The following is a 15770-nucleotide window of genomic DNA, read 5'->3' as shown; positions in this document are numbered from 1 at the left end:
ATAACGCGCCGCAAGAACAGCATGAATTGGGCCGCCAAACTGGCTCAGAACACTCGCAAAAACAGCGTTTATGGATGCGCACTAGTCTAATCCAGTCCATCCGATCAGAACGAAGCGAGCCTTCGATCGTTCCGGACGTATCGGTTCACAACAACCCGGCCCGCCGCTCGTGTGCGATGGAAAGGCGATCTCCGGCGCAATGCGGATGGCGGAGAGACGCAGCGCCAGAGAACCCGAGGCGGCGGGAAGAAGGCCGTTCGCTCCGAGCCGGCCGAACTCCGCCGTTGGACGCGCGCGGACACCCAATCTAACTCTTCTTGACGGCGACTTTGTCGAGGGCTGCGCGCAGTCCTTTCGCCAGCTTCTGTGCATCGTCGTTCGCCCAGAAATGCATGAAGAAGAGCCGCGGCTTCTCATCGAGCATGTGGCTATGCAATGCGGTGATCTCGATGCCGTTGTCCTGCATGGCATTGATAACCGGATTGACCTCCTTTGCCGTCAGCACAAAATCACCCGTGATCGCCGCCTTGCCGCCACCAGTCGATTGGAAATTGATCGCTATAGCCGAGCCCATGGCCGCCGGCACTTCCATTCCGTTTTCCTCGACCGGCTCAGCGCGCGGGATCGTGAACTGGTAGACCGCGCCATTGGCCTTACCCTCATAACCCATAGTTTGGTCGACACCGGCCGCGTCGAAGCCGATCTGCTGCGCGGAGGCTTGTGGCTGGGCGTCGCCTCCCATCGGTGTTTTGCTCAGCGCCAATCCGGCATGAAGCGCCGTGGCGAGCGTGACGGGATCGCCCTGGCCGAACACGTGCATGTAGAGCGTCATCGGCTCCGCGCGCAGCAGGTGGTTGTGCACTGCGGTGATCTCGATCCCGCCTTCTTCCAGCTTCTTCATGACCGGGTTCACCTCGTCCTGCGTCAGAACGATGTCGCCCATGACCATGGCCTGTTTCCTCATGGGTTCGAACGCGATCCAGCCTCCAAGCGCAAATCCGGGTTTCAGGGATATGCCATCGAGCGATACCGTCAGGTCCGTTCGAGGCAAGCCCACCCGGTAGACACCGCCAGGCGTCTCGGTTCCGGATTTGCCGAGCGCCTTAGCGATTGTTTGCCAATCGGGTGCCGCCGATGCCGGTTGGAGCAGCGCCGACATCGCGATCAGCATTGCTCCGGTTACGAGTTTTGCATGCATGGGGTTTCTCCTTGTGATCTGCCCCCATTGCCCAATTCGTCATGCGGCCGCCGGCTTGATGGCGGGTGGCCAGCTATGCGTTTCCGCCTTGCGGCCCGAAGCCCACGCGTAGAGCGCGTCATAGATGACGAAGCCATGCTTCAGCACCTCGTGGTCGTCCGGCGTCAGGTCCCGCAAACCCATGGAGATCGCCAGCAACCCCGCCGACTGTGGCGTGAGATCGTGCCGGTCCGTGTCGGCGCCGCGTACGATCGCGGCAATGGTTACGATCGCCGGGTCGCGCTCGAGCCCATTTTTGGAAACGAAGGTGTCGAAACTGCAGCCGTCGCCGACATGCGTGAATTCGACGCCGGGCACGTCGTAAGGCGTCGCACCCGTTTCCTGGGCGACGCGGATCACCTGATCGGGCGCCACGAAGAGGAACTCAGGTTCCTTGTCGATGAAGCGCGCAATCAGCCAGGGGCAGGCAATGCGGTCGATGACCGGTCGTTCGCGAGTAACCCATTTCATGGCGCAATCCTTTCTTCGTTGACTATCAGAGGGACAGTGCGCGCGCCGATCGCATGCCAAGCGGCAATGCCGCCTGAAAGCGCACTCGCATTGACGCCGCGGCGACGCAGTTCGGCGACGGCGTCGCCGCTGACCTGGAAGCCGTAGACGCAATAGACGATGACCGGCCTGTCCGTCGGCAGTTCATCCGCCCAATCGGCGATCTTCTCGGGCGCGCGGAGCTTGGCCCCCGGCAGCATGTCGCCGCGCTTTGCCAGATCCTCGGCAAGGCAGACGTCGAGCACGATCAGGTCTTCTCCTTGATCGAGACGCGCCCGCAGTTCCTCTGGCGCAATCGCTGGAACCGCATCGTCCGATGCCGATCCTGTTGAAAGATCACGCTGCGCGACGGCCCGGCGGTGGCGGGCAGCCACCCGTTGCCAATGGATGTTCTTCATGAAGGCATCGACATAGGCTCCGGCCTTGGTGCCGAAATCCATGTGGTAGGCATGTTCGTACATGTCGAGCGCAAGGATCGGCATGCCGCCGGCAAGACAGTTGGTGTGGTCCGCCGCCCATTGGATCGTCAGTCGGTCGCGCCGCTCCGACCAGGTCAGCAGGGTCCATCCCGAGCCTCCTGCCTGCGCCTTGGCACAGGCCATGAACTTGCCGCGCCAGGAGGCCACGCTGCCGAAGTCGCGCTCCAGAGCCGCAGCGAGATCGCCTCCGGCATCGCCGGTGCCACCGAGTCCGTCGAAATAAATTTCGTGCAGGATTGCTGAATTGGCTGAGACGAGTTCCTCGCGTTTCAGACCGTTGATGTCGAAAACTGGCGCCGCGCCCCAGTCGAGCCCGTCGAGCCGCTGTTCGATGGCGTTGAGGCGACGAACGGCACCGCCATAGTTGTTTTCGTAGTGACTTACCAACAGCCTCTCGGAGAGGCCGACGAGGCGAGGCGGCTTGAACGGCAACGGCATGATCTGGTGTGGCATCGGTTTCCCCACTCTGCGGCACGGCCATCCGTGAGGGGGTGAACGCTATGCTCGAATGAAAAATGATACAAGTGTTGCATTTTGCTTTGTTCGTGATACGGTTCACTTATGAGTGAGGGGCAATCACAGGAGCAGCGCTGGCTGCTCCTGATCCATCAGCTGCCGAGCAAACCCGCCTACTTCCGGGTGAAGATCTGGCGACGCTTGCAAGGCATCGGCGCGGTCGCAGTCAAAAGCACCGTTTACGCCCTGCCGGCCAATGCCGAGATGCAGGAGGATTTCGAATGGCTCCTCAAGGAGATCGTCGCTGGCGGCGGCGAGGCGATGATGTGCGAGGCGCGCCTCGTAGATGGTTTGTCCGACACCCAGGTCCGCGCGCTCTTCGACGCAGCCCGTGACGCCGACTATGCGGAGATCGTCAAGGAAGCGCGCGATCTGGCCGCAGCGATCAAGACCGACGCGACATCGGAAAAACATGCGGAGGCGCGTTCGCAACTCGGCCGTTTGCGCAAGCGGCTCGCCGACGTCGTGACAATCGACTTCTTTGGCGCCAGCGGTCGCCTCACTGTCGAGGGACTGATCGCCGAGCTCGAGGCACTGCTTATTGAGGATGCCGCCATGACCAAGGAACCGAAGAAGGCGGCCGAGCCGGGTGAGCTCAAGGGCCGGACCTGGGTCACGCGCCGGGACGTGCATGTCGACCGCATCGCCTGCAGCTGGCTGATCCGTCGCTTCATCGATGCCGATGCAACAATCCGCTTCGTCGCTGGTAAGGGATACGTGCCAAAGGAGGGCGAATTGCGCTTCGACATGTTCGAGGGCGAAATCACCCATGAGGGAGACCGCTGCAGCTTCGAGGTGCTGCTGGCCCGCGCCGGCATTACTGATACGGCTTTGCAGGCGATCGCCGAGGTCGTCCACGATATTGATCTCAAGGACGCCAAGTTCAATCGCGAGGAAACTACCGGCATTGCCAGCCTGATCGCCGGGATCGCCATGGCGAATGCCGGTGACGAGCAACGGATCGCCGAGGGCGCTTCGGTGTTCGACAACCTCTATCGATATTTCCGCTCGAAGCGCGGATGATCCGAGGTACTAATCATGGCCAATGCAGAGAACACCGTGACAGCACCGAACCGACCAGACGACACGCCCGGCCATGGCATTTCGTTCGCCGAGGCCACGCGGGTGTGGGCGCGTGTGGCCGCGCTCAGCTTCGGCGGCCCGGCGGGTCAGATCGCCATGATGCACCGCATCATCGTCGAGGAGAAACGCTGGATCGGCGAGACCAGGTTCCTGCATGCGCTCAATTACTGCACGCTGCTGCCCGGGCCGGAGGCACAACAGCTTGCCATCTACATCGGCTGGCTCATGCACAAGACCAGAGGCGGCCTCGTCGCCGGTATCCTGTTCGTGCTGCCTGGTGCGATCGCCATCATGGCGTTGAGCTGGATCTATGCAATCTTGGGCAATGTCGGAGCAGTTCAGGCCCTCTTCTTCGGCTTGAAGGCGGCGGTCCTTGCCATCGTGCTCGAAGCGGTGTTGCGGATCGGCAGACGGGCGCTCAAGAACAATGCCATGATCGGGCTTGCGGCGGCGGCCTTCATCGCTCTGTTCTTCTTCCACGCGCCATTCCCGCTGGTCATCCTGGCTGCGGGTGTGATCGGTTACGTCGGGGGACGGGCAGGGTGGGCTGCATTCCAGTCGGGCAACGGACATGGCAAGGTCGGGGGCAAGCAGGTTGCCGACGCCGATACGGCGCTTGGCGAAGGGGTGCCTGCGCATACCCGGCCATCCGTCAGCTGGTCGCTGAAGATCGCAACGGTGTGTCTGCTGTTGTGGCTCGCGCCGGTCTTGGCACTTCTTGTGTTTCTTGGGCAAGGCAATGTCTTCACCGACATCGCGATCTTCTTCTCCAAGATGGCGATGGTCACCTTCGGCGGAGCCTATGCGGTGCTCGCCTATGTCGCTCAGCAAGGTGTCGAGCACTACGGCTGGCTCAAGCCGGGAGAAATGCTGGACGGCCTCGGCATGGCCGAGACCACGCCCGGTCCGCTCATCATGGTCACCCAGTTCGTTGGTTTCATGGGCGCGTACCGGGCGCCAGGAATGCTGAGCCCGCTGGTCGCCGGAACACTCGGCGGTCTGCTGACGACGTGGGTAACATTCGTTCCGTGCTTCCTGTGGATATTCCTCGGCGCGCCGTTCATGGAGACGATGCGCAGCAACAAGGCCCTGTCGGCAGCGCTGTCTGCCATCACAGCGGCGGTGGTCGGTGTGATCCTGAACCTGGCAGTATGGTTCGCGCTTCATGTGCTGTTCCGCGAACTGCGTGAGGTCAGCTGGCTGGGCACTACGGTGGATGTGCCGGTATTCAGCTCCGTCAACCTGCCGTCGCTGGTGCTGACAGTCGGTGCGCTGCTGGCCGTGTTTCGTTTCAAGATCGGCATGATCCCCGTGCTCGCGACATGCTCTGTCCTGGGCGTGCTTTATGGCGTTGCCACGGGATCGATTTAAGCAGTGCCATAGGCGCAACCACTTTGCGGCAGGAGGCATACCTGGCAGCCCAGACGCCGACGAATGCTTCGCGCGAACCTTTAGCCAAACAGAGGTTTTCGCTGCTGCCTGCCGGTGCCAGGCCGGCAGCTGCCCTTCTGTTGACGTCCAGGGGATTGAGGGCATTCGGCGACGGACTCGTCAGTCTTCTGCTTCCCGCCTATTTGGCCACGCTTGGTTTCAGCCCTTTCAAGATCGGGGTTCTCGCCACAGCGACGCTCGCTGGTTCAGCGGCGCTCACTTTGACCGTCGGGTTTGTCGCACACCATTTCTCTCGCCGCTCCCTGCTGATCGCAGCTGCCGTCCTGATGGTCGTCACGGGAGGCGCCTTCGCGTTGGTTCAGGATTTCTGGCCGCTGCTCCTTGTCGCATTCGTGGGAACGTTGAACCCATCCTCGGGCGACGTCAGTGTGTTTCTGCCGCTGGAGCATGCGCAACTTGCCCATAGTGTCACGGACCGCGACCGCACCGCGCTCTTTGCACGCTACAGCCTTGTCGGCTCACTTGTAGGGGCGGTCGGTGCTCTTGCGGCCGGAGCCCCCGACATTCTCCGACAGGTTGTCGGCCTGGACATCAAGCAAGCTCTCCAGATCGCCTTCCTGCTTTATGCCTTTCTGGGACTCGGAGCGCTGCTCCTTTATCGGAAACTGCCGGATGAGCCGCTCGATGCGAGAGCGGTACCGGCGGAACCACTACGCAAATCTCGAACCATCGTCCTCACGCTCGCTGCACTTTTCAGCCTTGACGCTTTTGCGGGCGGTTTCGTGGTCCAGTCGTTGATGGCTCTTTGGCTTTTCCAACGGTTCGGGCTATCGCTCCCCGCGACGGGCGCAATCTTCTTCTTGACGGGTATCCTTTCGGGTGGGTCGTATCTGGTGGCCGTGCAAATCTCTAAACGGATCGGGCTGGTGAACACGATGGTGTTCACACACCTGCCATCCAGTCTTTGCCTTTTGCTCATCCCCTTCATGTCGAGCCTCGGTCCCGTTATCGCACTTCTGCTGATCAGGAGCGCTTTGTCGCAGATGGATGTACCGACCCGCACCTCCTACGTCATGGCCGTGGTATCGCCTGGTGAGCGGGCCGCGGCCGCGGGTGTCACCGCTGTCCCGCGCAGCCTCGCGGCAGCCGCCAGCCCGATGCTTGCCGGCTCGCTGCTCGCAATGTCCGGTTTCGGTTGGCCGCTGCTGATCGCCGGCGCCTTGAAGATTGTCTACGATATGCTTCTGCTTGCGATGTTCCGCAAGGTTCGCCCGCCTGAGGAACGGCGGGAAGGTCCATAGCAGGCCCGCGGCCCGAACCACCATGAGCGGAGCGCCCTATGTCATTTCGCAGGTGCGACGTTCTGGCGATCGCTTGACCAGTGTGCCAATGATCAGGCGCCGATGCCTTTTCCCGCCATCCTCTGGAACAGGTCGTCTGCCTGTGCCGGTGAAAGGTTCATGTCGGTGGCGACCCACCAGGCGAGGACCGCAAGAAATGCGCCGGCGATGAACTGAATTGCGAATTCCGCAGGCATGCCGCGATCGCCGATCCGTTTGTCGACGAGTTCTTCCCGGACGGCTCGCCGGATACGCTCACGCAATTCGTCGTGGATCGTATCGCCGCTGCTTGCAAGCAATGCGTGGTGAAGCGGTCGGAATGCATGAGCGTGCTCGAACATGGGCAGGCTGAACTCGAACAGGCGGCTACCTGTTTCTTGACTTGCCGCCTCGCGCCTGCGGCCTATCGACCGCAGATGCGCCTCGATGGTCGCGCTGCGCAGAGCATCCTTGTCGGCATAGTGGGTATAGAAGGTCGACCTGCCAACATTGGCCCGCTGGCAAATGTCATCGACGGTGATGGCGGCATATCCCTGCTCCGGGATCAGGGCGATGAGCGCGTCCTGCAGCAGGCCGCGCGTCCGCGCAACGCGTCGATCGATCGTGTTCCGCTCGCCCGCACGTTCGATTTTCATGGTCATGGCCCTCTGCAGTGGCCGGTTTCGGACATTCGGCGGTCCGGTGTCCGACAACAGCATTTCCAGACATTGTGTCCATTATGATACGCCAAGTCCAGGAGCTCAAATCGGATTTGGGCATGCCGCAATGAAGCAGAAGGTCGCCAGACATGCACTCATCTGATCATCACGCCGGTAACGGATCGCATTCGCGCAAGAGGGTGATTGCGTTGGCCCTGCTTGCCAAGCTCTCGCTGGTCGCCGGCTTCCTCGTCCTCGCCAAATTGGGCATGGGCTATATTCAGGCCGGTGCCTGGACGGCGGCATTCCACGGCCTCGTCCTCGCCGTGATCGCGGGATTGGCGCTGTGGGGCAGCCTGCGTCACCGGGGGCTGGTCGGCAACGCTGCGCACGGCGCGAGCGACAGGGGCATCGGCATCGTCCTGCACCGGGCGGCGGCCTATGACTTGCTTGCGCGCGTTCTGACCTTTGGCCGCGAGGGCCGGTTTCGCGAGCTCATGCTTCGCCCGGCAAAACTCCAGCCCGGCGAAGCGGTGCTCGATGTCGCCTGCGGCACGGGAACCCTTGCCATTGCCGCGAAGCGGCTGGTCGGTTCGGGCGGAAGCGTCACCGGCGTCGACGCATCGGCCGAAATGATCGATAGGGCGCGCGCCAAGGCCGAGCGGTCAGGTCTCGATCTGACTTTCGTCAACGGGACGGCGCAGGAGCTTCCCTTCAAGGACGCGCAATTCGACATCGTCGTCGGCACGCTGATGCTACATCACCTGTCGAAGCCCGTTCGATCGGCCTTCATCTGCGAGGCGGCACGCGTCCTGAAGCCAGCAGGCCGGCTGTTGCTCATCGATTTCGGCAGGCCGGTGCGCAAGTCTGGATTGCCCAGGCTCCACAAGCATGGTCATGTTGACATGCAATCGGTCGCCTCGCTGTTGACCGAGAGCGGATTCCAGGTCGGCGATATCGGCGCCGTCGGAACCAAGAACCTGAATTACATTCGCGCGACGACGAACAAGGACCAATCAGGCTTGGCGTCGCCGGCCGCGCCGTGATCATGCCAAGGCTGGCTGAATGGCGACCTGTTCTGAAGAAAGAGCCACGTATAGGCAGGGGGCATGTCCCAATTCGGCCTGCTTGCAATGCCAGCTGGAACAAGAACCCGAAAGTGAATCTTCGCCATGCGCCATGAATTGACCTGAGAATGAGGCCGGTTCCAGCCTGATGTTCCAAACCCTTGTCGAGTTCCAACGCACGATCTACCTGGCACTGGCCGAGCAGATCAAACTGCTTTCGGCCGGCGGCGATTGGCTGGCCTTCACGGCCTTTCTGCCGATGGGCGTTCTGTTCGGCGCGGCACATGCGCTGACGCCTGGCCACAGCAAGGCGGTCCTGGCCACGTATCTCGCCGGATCGGATGCCAGTGTCCGGCGTGGGCTTCTGGTATCGCTGACACTTTCCTTCACGCATGTGACGATCGCGGTTCTGATCGCGGCGATCTCGTTGCCTTCGGTATCGATTGCCCTGGGCAGTGTTGGCCGTGCCCCGCTACTGGAAGACGTCAGTCGGGGCCTGCTTGGCCTGATCGGCGTTTGGATGCTCTGGCGCGCGTGGAGCCACGGCCAACACCACAAGCATGAGGGCGAGGCCGTCGGCGTCATGGCCGGCTTGATCCCATGCCCGCTGACGCTTTTCGTGATGACCTTTGCGATGTCCAGAGGCGTTCCGGTCGCCGGCATACTGTTTGCAATTACCATGATGGCCGGCGTGGCGCTGACGTTGTCTTGCGTTGCGGTGCTGTCGATCCTGTTTCGCGAGCGCCTGGTGCATTTTTTCGATAGGCGGCCACGCCTGTTCGATGCCATTTCGCGGGCCATCGAAGGCGTCGCTGGTCTTATTCTTGCAGGCGTGGCGGTTTGGCAAATCTCGTCGAAAATGAGACGCAAGCGATTCCTCGAAAGCAAAGCAACAGAGGCCGGCTGACGCAACAGCCACCGGAGCGATCGTTGTGGTCTTTGCGATGCAAGGCCCCCCCGCGCCGGACGATCGCTCTCTTCATCATGGCAGTCGAGAATCTACATCGGGACGCACTACCCATGTGCCAACAATGAGACGAGCAGCCATCATAGGGAATCCTGTCGCTTGCCTGCGCCTCTGCGGTAGTCGCCGCTACCCGCCGTGATGTGTTCATCGAGGCTCGCCAGGCCTCGATGAAAGAGATGGCTGCGGCGGCAAAGACGATCACCGTGATGTTCGACGGCAAGTTGGCCTATAACGCCACCACTTTCAAACAGGCAGCCGAGACCCTCCGAGCCCGCACCGGACCTGCCCTGATTGCGGAATTTCCCAGCGTGACGTTGCACGCGCCTTCGGACGCCAAATTGGAAATCGATCAAGTCCGGCCGGAATTTGAGGCGCTGGCCCGTCACATCGGTCGGCTTACGTAGACTTCGGTCTTGCCATTGCTCGGAAGCAGACGTCGCCCGAAGCGGGAGCGATCGTGGTTGCGCGACATCTCGAGCACAGACTAGCTATAGTGGAGCGCTACGGCGACCCAGCAGCAGAGCGATGCCCAACGCCGGAAGCGTCGCCGCCGCGACGGCGAAGAAGACGAATTGCAGCCCGGCCGACGCGGCGACCAAGCCGAGCGCCGGACTGCCGAAGCCGAGCGCCACGTCGAGGAAGACGGTGTAGAGTCCCATGGCCAGGCCGCGGCTGCGTTGCGGAAGACGGCTTACGGCCTCGGCACCGAAACCGGGATAGACCAGCGAGTAGCCAAGGCCAGTCAGGCCCGCTCCGATGGCGGCGAGAAAAGGCCCGGGCGCAAGCCAGATCAGCATCAGCCCAGCCGCTTCGACCGCCACGAAGATCACGGCGACGCGCGCGCCCCCCAACTTGTCAGGCAGGTGGCCGAAGCAAAGCCTTGCCGCGATCAGCGACGCGGCATAAGCGGTGAAGGGAAGCCAGACCGGCTGCCAGCCGCGTTCAGCAAAGAGCAGCGCGCCAAAGGAAAGGATCGCGCCATAGCCAAGGCTGCTGAAAGCAGCTCCGACGCCGGGAAGCCAGACCGCTTGCGCCACGCTCGCCCATGACTGTCGCGCGGCGCTCGCTGCGAGACTGGTGCCACGCATAGGCAGGATGGCAAGCAGCGTCGCAAGCGGCAGGCCGACCGTCGCGAGTGCGATCGCGGCGAAGCCGCTCGCCGCGTAAAGCGCAGATCCGATCGGCGCGCCTAGCGCGAGCGCCGCGAACATCGCCATGCCCACCCTGGCTATGATCTTTCCGGAGTTCTGTCCGCCCGCAAGGGAAAGGCCCCAGGCGACACCGCCGGTGATGATGAAGCTCTCAGACGCGCCTAGTACCGCCCGGCCGGCGAAGAGCGCCGATGCGGACGCTACCGGTCGGTCGAGCAATGCCAGCGAGCCGAGATAAATGAACCCCGCCAGGGCAGCGGCAATGAGGCCGACGATGACGGCCCGCTTGCCGCCGCGCCCATCGGCATAATTTCCGGCTCCAATGCGCGACAGCATCGAGGCGACGAACTGGCTGCCCGTCACCAGCCCGACTGCGAAGGGGCAGAAGCCGAGTTGCTGGTGAAGATGCAGCGGCAGGACGGGTAGCGCCAAGCCGACCAGGAGGAAGCGGGCGAAAACAGCCGCCATGATTGGCACCAGTTCCGCTATCGCGCCATTTCGATTTGAAGTCCGCGCCATTTGTGACCACCGATAACACTTTGACAGCCGGCTGTTCCGATCAGTAACGTTCGTAGGTCACGCGCCAGCCCTCGGCCGGATTGTCCGGCGTGAGGACCAGTTTGTTGTCCGAGACTTCGAATTTGCGTTTCATGCTCTTCCCGACAAGGTTGCGGACCAGGGAGGACTCGATCGTGATGACGAAGGTCTTGTCCTGGTCGTTGATGGCGACCGGCCCGTAATAGGCTTCGTAGCCATTCGCCGTGTAAGGCGTGTCCGGCGCCTCAGCGTCGGGATTCTGGGCCTGCACCGAGAGGGTGCCGGACTCGGTGAAGATGACCTGGCCGGAATATGGCACGGGCTTGAGGTTTCCATCGGCGCCGGCCTCGAGCGACCTCATGCGCCATGCGCCGATGATCGGGGACTCTTGGGAGAAAGCCGGCGTGGCGACCGAAAGCGCAAGCGCCAGGGCGGCTATCTTCAATCTCATCGTCATATGCGTTGTTCCTTTTCTGATTTGTGGGCGCGAACAGGCCGTCCGCCCAATCTTCGCTCACACGGAAAGCATGACCTTGATGGCGCGCCGCTCGTCCATGGCGCGGTAGCCTTCAGCGACCTCGGCCAACGGCAGCTTGAGGTCGAAGACCTTGCCGGGCTTGATCACGCCCTTGAGCACACGGTCCATAAGGTCGGGCAGGAAGCGGCGCACCGGCGCCGGGCCGCCCAACATACGCTTCTGGCCGAAGAATAGTTTTTGGCCGTCGAAGCTCACGCCGTGCGGCACGCCGACATAGCCGATGGTGCCGCCGGGGCGAGAGCAGGCCAGCGCCTGGTCGAAGGATTCCGCCGTGCCGACGCATTCCAGCACCGAGTCCGCGCCAACGCCCTTGGTGAGTTCCTTTATGCGGGCGACGCCTTCCTCGCCACGCTGGGCCACGATATCAGTGGCGCCGAATTCGCGGGCGAGCTTTTGGCGGCTGGCGTGCCGGCTCATGGCGATGATGCGCTCGGCGCCCATCTCCTTGGCCGCAAGCACGCCCATCAGGCCGACCGCACCGTCGCCGACCACCACCACCGTCGATCCTTCTCGGACCTCGGCTGCATCGGCTGCATACCAGCCGGTGCCGAGCACATCGGACACAGCCAGCAGGTCAGGAATGAGTTCGGCCGGCGGCACCTCAGCGGTGGCGACCAGTGTGCCATCCGCCAAGGGCACGCGGGCGTAAGGCGCTTGCGCGCCCGACATGAACTCGCGCTGCACACAGGACGACTGGAAGCCGAAGCGGCAATGCGGGCAAGTATTGTCGGAGAGGCAGAACGAGCCGACGACGAACTGGCCGGGACGGACCGTGCGCACCTCTGCGCCGACCTCGATGACGATGCCACAATATTCGTGGCCCATATGCATCGGGCCGTCGACCGGCTGCAATCCGCGATAGGGCCACAGGTCCGAGCCGCAGATGCAGCTTGCCGACAGCTTGATGATGGCGTCCGTCGGCCGCATGATTTTCGGATCGGCGATTCCTCGCAGCGGATGTCGCCCGGTTTGTGAAGAACGGTTGCGAGCATTTCGGTTCCTTTCGAGTGGAGAAGGTCAGGCGCCGTAGTCGGCGTCGCTGACATGTTCCAGCCAGTCCACGACCTTGCCGTCCTTGACCTCCTGGACGGCAATGTGGGTCATGGCGGTCTGAGGCGACGCGCCGTGCCAGTGCTTTTCGCCGGGCGCGAACCAGACGACGTCGCCTGGACGGATTTCCTCGACCGGGCCACCCTCGCGTTGCACGCGGCCAAGGCCGGAGACGACGATCAGCGTCTGGCCGAGCGGATGGGTGTGCCAGGCGGTGCGGGCGCCGGGCTCGAAGGTCACCTGCGCGCCTTGGACCCGCCCGGCATCGAAGGGATTGAAGAGCGGATCGATCCGCACCGTGCCAGTGAACCAGCCGGTCGGCCCCTTGCCGGAAGGCCTTGTGCCTGCGCGAAGAATGTCCATGGTGATGTCCTTGTGTCCTCAAATGCGTTCGATGCGAAGCGGGAACTCGCCGCGAATGTGCAGGGCCTGCTCGCCCTCATCGAAGCGGCCGAGCCTGATCAGCCCGGGATGGCGATAGTCGGCGTAGAACATGGCCAGGTTGCCCCACGGCATGAAATAGTAGAGGTCGTAGGGCTGCTCGTTGGCGAACGGACCACTTCCCTTCTCCGTCAGCTTGCGCGGCAGATAGGCGATCTTCTCGTTATGCGCGTAGTCCTCGATCTCGAGATCGAGCGGCAGCATGGAAAAGAAATCCCGCGCCGACAGATTGTCGTAGAGCGTGGCGGTCATGGTACGGCCGTTGAAAATCATCCTGATCTTCATGTCAGTTGGCTCCTGGCTGACTGGGGCTTCGCCTTCTTGGCTGGCGGCTGCGCGAGGCAGGGCCGCCACCGCGAGCGCGGCGCCGAGCAATGTCCGGCGGCTGAGCGGCGCACGCTCGATGGTCATGGCAAAGACCTCCGGGCCATATGCGATGCGGCAAGGGCGGCGAGCGCCGATCCACAGAGCAGCACCGCGCCTAGAGTGAACGCTCCCCGCCAGCCGACCGTATCGAAGAGCGTGCCGCCGATGGCGGCGCCGCCGGTGATGGCGAGCTGGATGACTGCCACCTGCAGCCCGCCGCCGGCCTCCGCGTCGTCCGGCAACGTGCGGCTGAGCCACGTGCCCCAGCCAACGGGCGCGGCCGTGCCGAAGAAACCCCAGGCAACGAGCAGCAGCGCCGTGGGAACCGGGAAGGCACCGAGGGCGATGAGCGCAGCGGCCAGCGCGGCCATGACCAGCGGGATGACGATGAGGACGCTGAACAGGCGCGTGCGCAAAAGCCGGCCGACGCACCATGTGCCGAGCACCCCGGCCAGCCCCATCGCCAGCAGGATCGCCGAAAGCGCGGCGATGTCGAGCCGGGTGACGCTCTCGAGGAAGGGCCGAAGATAGGTAAAGAGCGCGAACTGGCCCATGAACAGCATCATGATCGACGCCATGCCGATGGCGACAGGAAGACGGCCGAGCAGCGCCAGCGGATTGCCTGGACGCTTCCTCTGGCGCGGGGGCAGCGCCGGCAGGCTTATCCACTGCCAGACCAGCGCCAGGAGCCCAAATGGCACGACGAGGAAAAAGGCGCCGCGCCAGCCGACATAGGCGCCAAGAAAACTGCCCAGCGGCGCGGCGATGGTGGCCGCAATGGCATTGCCGGCGTTTAGCATGGCGAGACCCTTCGGAACCATGTCTTGCGGCACGAGGCGCATGACGATCGCGGTCGACATCGACCAGAATCCGCCGATCGCGATGCCGAGCAGCGCCCGGCCGACCATGAGAAACGCGTAGTTCGGCGCGAAGGTGACAGCCAACCCGGACACGATGAGGAGAAGGGTGAAGCCGGTCACGACCAGCCGGCGGTCGATCCGGCGCGTGAGGCCGGCGACCAATAGGCTGGTCACGACGGCGAAAGCGCCCGAAATCGAGATCGCCTGTCCCGTGCGGCCCTCGGTTATGCCGAGATCGGCCGCTAGCGGCGACAGCAGGCTGACCGGCATGAATTCCGACGCGATGAGCACGAAAACACACAGCGCCATCGACAACACGGCGCCCCATGCGGCGCGGTCTTCGACAAGCCTTGTGTCGTACGTCGTTTCCATAATTGGCATCCTTGCTGGGCGACCGGGCTGATCAGCCGCCAATCCCCGTCGCCGTGCCAGAAGATATTGCAGAGGAACCCATTCTATTAGACCAAGTAATTCGCATGGACTTATCTGCTCATGATATAAATGTTCGACCGGAGGTGCCCTATGCAGCGCGATGGCATGAAGGATCTGCTATGGTTCGTGGCGGTCGCGCGGGAGCGCAGCTTCACCAAGGCAGCGGCCAAGCTCGGAACCTCGCAGTCGACCCTGAGTTCGACAATCAAGGAGCTTGAAGCTCGTCTTGGCGTCCGCCTGCTGACGCGTACGACGCGGAGCGTCGCTCCGACCGAGGCCGGCGAGCGACTTTTCCAATCGCTTGTTCCCCGCTTCGAGGAAATCGAAGCCGACCTCGCAAGCCTGGTGGCCTTTCGCGACAAACCCTCCGGAACGGTCCGTATCACGCTGTCCGATCATGCGCTCCAGACGACCGTCTGGCCGAAGCTGCAGCCCTTGCTCGGCGACTATCCTGACGTGTGCGTCGAGCTCTACAGCGACAACGGCTTGAAGAACATTGTGGAGGAGCGCTTCGACGCAGGCGTACGGCTTGGTGAGAGCATCGACAGGGATATGATCGCAGTGCGGATCGGGCCGGATTGGCGGCTCGTGGCCGTGGCTTCGCCGGAGTACTTTTCCCGCCATCCGGTTCCGACCGCACCCCAGGATCTGGTCGATCATGATTGCATCAATATGCGGCAGGCGACATTCGGCGGGTTATATGCCTGGGAATTCGCCAGGGATGGCCGCGACCTTCGTGTGCGGGTGGAAGGCCAACTCACCTTCAATTCGTCCCTTCCCATGATCGAGGCTGCGATAAGCGGGTTCGGGATCGCCTATGTCCCGGAAAACCTCGTCAGCCACCACGTCGCCAAGGGATGCCTTAGGCTCGTGCTTGACGACTGGAGTCCGCCATTTGCGGGCTATCACCTCTACTACCCGAGCAGGCGACAGCCCTCGCCTGCGATGGCGGTGATCGTTGAGGCGCTCCGCCATCGCATCTGACCTCAAGACTGTGCCTATGGATCATGAAGCTGACATTGGTAAATGGTAGGAGGCGATCGATTGCGCTCATAAATAGATCTGCGACAATGGCAGTGCTGGACAGGCGCCCGGTCAGGTGGCCGAGCAGCGGCAACATAGTCTCGTCCAGCAAGCCTCCCCCAACGCCCTTGCGGAAAATGCGG

Annotated in this window: 16 protein-coding genes and 1 pseudogene; 7 read left to right on the top strand and 10 right to left on the bottom strand. The window is 62.8% G+C overall.

Annotated features, from left to right (window positions below; translation table 11 throughout):
• Positions 1 to 307: 307 nt before the first annotated feature.
• Genes NKH57_RS14555 through NKH57_RS14545 form a run of 3 tightly spaced genes read right to left on the bottom strand, consistent with a single transcriptional unit; the run spans position 308 to position 2679 of the window.
• On the bottom strand, positions 308 to 1198 hold the full coding sequence (locus NKH57_RS14555; protein WP_352945010.1) for a DUF1259 domain-containing protein: 891 nt from the start codon (positions 1196 to 1198) through the stop codon (positions 308 to 310).
• A gap of 39 nt (positions 1199 to 1237) precedes the next feature.
• Positions 1238 to 1708, bottom strand: coding sequence for a chromate resistance protein ChrB domain-containing protein (locus NKH57_RS14550; RefSeq protein WP_352945008.1), 471 nt, complete (start codon positions 1706 to 1708; stop codon positions 1238 to 1240).
• Positions 1705 to 2679: a Fe-Mn family superoxide dismutase gene (locus tag NKH57_RS14545; protein ID WP_352945006.1), complete on the bottom strand. Its 975-nt coding sequence runs from the start codon at positions 2677 to 2679 to the stop codon at positions 1705 to 1707. Before NKH57_RS14545 ends, NKH57_RS14550 begins: the two co-directional genes overlap by 4 nt.
• Positions 2680 to 2787: 108 nt before the next feature.
• Here NKH57_RS14545 and NKH57_RS14540 point away from each other — a divergent pair, with 108 nt between their 5' ends.
• The 3 genes from NKH57_RS14540 (at position 2788) to NKH57_RS14530 (ending at position 6518) form a co-directional block, all read left to right on the top strand.
• The gene (locus tag NKH57_RS14540) at positions 2788 to 3765 is read left to right on the top strand and encodes a chromate resistance protein ChrB domain-containing protein (RefSeq protein WP_352945004.1); all 978 of its coding nucleotides are present in this window, start codon (positions 2788 to 2790) and stop codon (positions 3763 to 3765) included.
• 15 nt (positions 3766 to 3780) lie between these two features.
• Entirely contained in the window at positions 3781 to 5196 is a 1416-nt protein-coding gene (gene chrA, locus NKH57_RS14535) for a chromate efflux transporter (protein WP_352945002.1), read from the top strand.
• A gap of 101 nt (positions 5197 to 5297) precedes the next feature.
• On the top strand, positions 5298 to 6518 hold the full coding sequence (locus NKH57_RS14530; RefSeq protein WP_352945012.1) for an MFS transporter: 1221 nt from the start codon (positions 5298 to 5300) through the stop codon (positions 6516 to 6518).
• A 92-nt stretch (positions 6519 to 6610) separates the two neighbouring features.
• On the opposite strand, the gene NKH57_RS14525 is transcribed toward NKH57_RS14530, so the two are convergent.
• Positions 6611 to 7198, bottom strand: a complete 588-nt coding sequence (locus NKH57_RS14525) for a TetR/AcrR family transcriptional regulator (RefSeq protein WP_352731939.1) — start codon at positions 7196 to 7198, stop codon at positions 6611 to 6613.
• Between the two features lie 146 nt (positions 7199 to 7344).
• Between NKH57_RS14525 and NKH57_RS14520 the strand changes: the two genes are divergently transcribed.
• The 3 genes from NKH57_RS14520 (at position 7345) to NKH57_RS14510 (ending at position 9633) form a co-directional block, all read left to right on the top strand.
• The gene (locus NKH57_RS14520; RefSeq protein ID WP_352945000.1) at positions 7345 to 8241 is read left to right on the top strand and encodes a class I SAM-dependent methyltransferase; all 897 of its coding nucleotides are present in this window, start codon (positions 7345 to 7347) and stop codon (positions 8239 to 8241) included.
• Positions 8242 to 8410: 169 nt separating this feature from the next.
• Entirely contained in the window at positions 8411 to 9169 is a 759-nt protein-coding gene (locus NKH57_RS14515) for a nickel/cobalt transporter (RefSeq protein WP_352944998.1), read from the top strand.
• A gap of 200 nt (positions 9170 to 9369) precedes the next feature.
• Positions 9370 to 9633 carry a cytochrome c gene (locus tag NKH57_RS14510; RefSeq protein ID WP_352605466.1) on the top strand — a complete coding sequence of 88 codons (264 nt, stop codon included), beginning with the start codon at positions 9370 to 9372 and terminating at the stop codon, positions 9631 to 9633.
• 84 nt (positions 9634 to 9717) lie between these two features.
• On the opposite strand, the gene NKH57_RS14505 is transcribed toward NKH57_RS14510, so the two are convergent.
• The 6 genes and pseudogenes from NKH57_RS14505 to NKH57_RS14480 form a co-directional block, all read right to left on the bottom strand.
• A complete protein-coding gene (locus NKH57_RS14505) occupies positions 9718 to 10899 on the bottom strand; it encodes an arabinose transporter (RefSeq protein WP_352944996.1) in 1182 nt (393 codons plus the stop codon).
• Between the two features lie 40 nt (positions 10900 to 10939).
• On the bottom strand, positions 10940 to 11374 hold the full coding sequence (locus NKH57_RS14500; RefSeq protein WP_352838197.1) for a lipocalin-like domain-containing protein: 435 nt from the start codon (positions 11372 to 11374) through the stop codon (positions 10940 to 10942).
• A gap of 57 nt (positions 11375 to 11431) precedes the next feature.
• Positions 11432 to 12447: pseudogene (locus tag NKH57_RS14495) on the bottom strand (zinc-dependent alcohol dehydrogenase family protein).
• 25 nt (positions 12448 to 12472) lie between these two features.
• Complete coding sequence (locus NKH57_RS14490; RefSeq protein WP_352944994.1) at positions 12473 to 12868, bottom strand: (R)-mandelonitrile lyase; 396 nt, start codon at positions 12866 to 12868, stop codon at positions 12473 to 12475.
• Between the two features lie 18 nt (positions 12869 to 12886).
• Entirely contained in the window at positions 12887 to 13357 is a 471-nt protein-coding gene (locus tag NKH57_RS14485) for a cyclophilin-like fold protein (protein WP_352944992.1), read from the bottom strand.
• Entirely contained in the window at positions 13354 to 14544 is a 1191-nt protein-coding gene (locus tag NKH57_RS14480) for an MFS transporter (RefSeq protein ID WP_352944990.1), read from the bottom strand. Before NKH57_RS14480 ends, NKH57_RS14485 begins: the two co-directional genes overlap by 4 nt.
• A gap of 150 nt (positions 14545 to 14694) precedes the next feature.
• Between NKH57_RS14480 and NKH57_RS14475 the strand changes: the two genes are divergently transcribed.
• Positions 14695 to 15588: a LysR family transcriptional regulator gene (locus tag NKH57_RS14475; RefSeq protein WP_352944988.1), complete on the top strand. Its 894-nt coding sequence runs from the start codon at positions 14695 to 14697 to the stop codon at positions 15586 to 15588.
• The last annotated feature ends 182 nt before the right edge of the window (positions 15589 to 15770 follow it).

Origin of the sequence: Mesorhizobium sp. M1050 (assembly GCF_040318715.1) — a bacterium.
Classification (GTDB): domain Bacteria; phylum Pseudomonadota; class Alphaproteobacteria; order Rhizobiales; family Rhizobiaceae; genus Mesorhizobium.
This window is presented reverse-complemented; position numbering and strand designations above follow the sequence as displayed.

Coding starts and splice junctions, on each gene's coding strand:
- NKH57_RS14500 (WP_352838197.1), bottom strand. CDS start 11,374: ATGACGATGAGATTGAAGATAGCCGCCCTGGCGCTTGCGCTTTCGGTC.
- NKH57_RS14520 (WP_352945000.1), top strand. CDS start 7,345: ATGCACTCATCTGATCATCACGCCGGTAACGGATCGCATTCGCGCAAG.
- NKH57_RS14485 (WP_352944992.1), bottom strand. CDS start 13,357: ATGACCATCGAGCGTGCGCCGCTCAGCCGCCGGACATTGCTCGGCGCC.
- NKH57_RS14515 (WP_352944998.1), top strand. CDS start 8,411: ATGTTCCAAACCCTTGTCGAGTTCCAACGCACGATCTACCTGGCACTG.
- NKH57_RS14550 (WP_352945008.1), bottom strand. CDS start 1,708: ATGAAATGGGTTACTCGCGAACGACCGGTCATCGACCGCATTGCCTGC.
- NKH57_RS14525 (WP_352731939.1), bottom strand. CDS start 7,198: ATGACCATGAAAATCGAACGTGCGGGCGAGCGGAACACGATCGATCGA.
- NKH57_RS14555 (WP_352945010.1), bottom strand. CDS start 1,198: ATGCATGCAAAACTCGTAACCGGAGCAATGCTGATCGCGATGTCGGCG.
- NKH57_RS14545 (WP_352945006.1), bottom strand. CDS start 2,679: ATGCCACACCAGATCATGCCGTTGCCGTTCAAGCCGCCTCGCCTCGTC.
- chrA (WP_352945002.1), top strand. CDS start 3,781: ATGGCCAATGCAGAGAACACCGTGACAGCACCGAACCGACCAGACGAC.
- NKH57_RS14475 (WP_352944988.1), top strand. CDS start 14,695: ATGCAGCGCGATGGCATGAAGGATCTGCTATGGTTCGTGGCGGTCGCG.
- NKH57_RS14540 (WP_352945004.1), top strand. CDS start 2,788: ATGAGTGAGGGGCAATCACAGGAGCAGCGCTGGCTGCTCCTGATCCAT.
- NKH57_RS14490 (WP_352944994.1), bottom strand. CDS start 12,868: ATGGACATTCTTCGCGCAGGCACAAGGCCTTCCGGCAAGGGGCCGACC.
- NKH57_RS14505 (WP_352944996.1), bottom strand. CDS start 10,899: ATGGCGCGGACTTCAAATCGAAATGGCGCGATAGCGGAACTGGTGCCA.
- NKH57_RS14480 (WP_352944990.1), bottom strand. CDS start 14,544: ATGGAAACGACGTACGACACAAGGCTTGTCGAAGACCGCGCCGCATGG.